Origin of the sequence: Xenorhabdus santafensis (assembly GCF_033949405.1) — a bacterium.
GTDB classification, from domain to species: domain Bacteria; phylum Pseudomonadota; class Gammaproteobacteria; order Enterobacterales; family Enterobacteriaceae; genus Xenorhabdus; species Xenorhabdus santafensis.
The window spans coordinates 1-1,017 of the sequence record NZ_VCDN01000267.1; the positions used below are offsets into that span (position 1 = coordinate 1).

2 protein-coding genes are annotated in these 1,017 nt (G+C 29.3%); both read left to right on the forward strand.

Annotation, left to right across the window (positions count from 1 at the left end; translation table 11 throughout):
• The first annotated feature begins 316 nt into the window (after window positions 1–316).
• On the forward strand, window positions 317–514 hold the full coding sequence (locus FE392_RS20165) for a hypothetical protein (protein ID WP_319931901.1): 198 nt from the start codon (window positions 317–319) through the stop codon (window positions 512–514).
• An 81-nt stretch (window positions 515–595) separates the two neighbouring features.
• Window positions 596–1,017 (forward strand): hypothetical protein (locus FE392_RS20170; RefSeq protein ID WP_319931902.1); only part of this gene is annotated, 422 nt, incomplete at its 3' end.

Sequence of the window (1,017 nt, forward strand, 5' to 3'; positions counted from 1 at the left end):
ATTATATACAGGAATTACAAGAGCGAAGAAAAATATAAAAGTTTATGTGCCGGATGAAAAGGTTTTATCGACTATGATAAATTGTGTTCCAGAACCGGTTTCGAATATAACATTAAATAATGTTTTTGATTTAGTAAATGGGATTTTAGATATAAAAAAAACATCTTCAATGGGCTGAAGATGTACAAAAATGTAGATTCTTCAATGGGTTGAAGAATCATAAGACTGAAATGATTGTTAAAGAATCTAATTGTATTATATATGTAATTTGTAGCATGGTCTATTTAATTTAATTTTTCGGAAGGATTTGTTGTTTATGTATGGTGCTTATTTAGATCCAGAAGATAGGGATAGAATAATGGGTAGTTTGTCTGATGAACAACAAGAGTATTTACGTATTTTTTTGAAGAGAGGTAATCAGACAGCATTCTCTAGTGTGTTAGCTAGATTAAAAGGTGGCGAATCTGAAAAGGATGCTGAACATATATCTACTCAATGGATGTTTATTGAGTAGATTGATGCAGGAAAAGTTTCGAAAGATCATCCGTGTGAGTGTGGTCGTCCTTTACGTTATCAATATATTGTTAAGAATTTAGTGACTAATAAAATTTTAAAGTTTAGTAAGGATCACTTTAAAAAACATACAGGTTTACCTTCTAGTATTGTTAAGGCAGTTTTGAAGGGAATGTATAAGATTGATTGTGAGTTAGATGAAATTTTGATTAAAATTTCATCTGGTTGGTCTTTATTTGAGAACTTAGGTATGGATTCTATTCCTAATGATTTGATTATCCCTATAGATATTAGAGAGCATTTAGAATTAGATTTACCTTTATTAGAACGTCAGGTTATGAGATTAAAAGGTGATTTGAGAAGTTATAATTCATTAAAGAAGAATATTGTTGAGAAAAATGATTCTGTAGATTTTGAAATAAATGAGGAAAGAGAAGAAGGACAAGCTTCTTTGTTTGATGAAGACATTGTTTTTGGATTTAATTTAGATGATGATAATGTTCA

Bases quoted from the DNA above. Each gene is read 5' to 3' on its own strand.
- FE392_RS20165 (WP_319931901.1), top strand. From the start codon at position 317: ATGTATGGTGCTTATTTAGATCCAGAAGATAGGGATAGAATAATGGGT.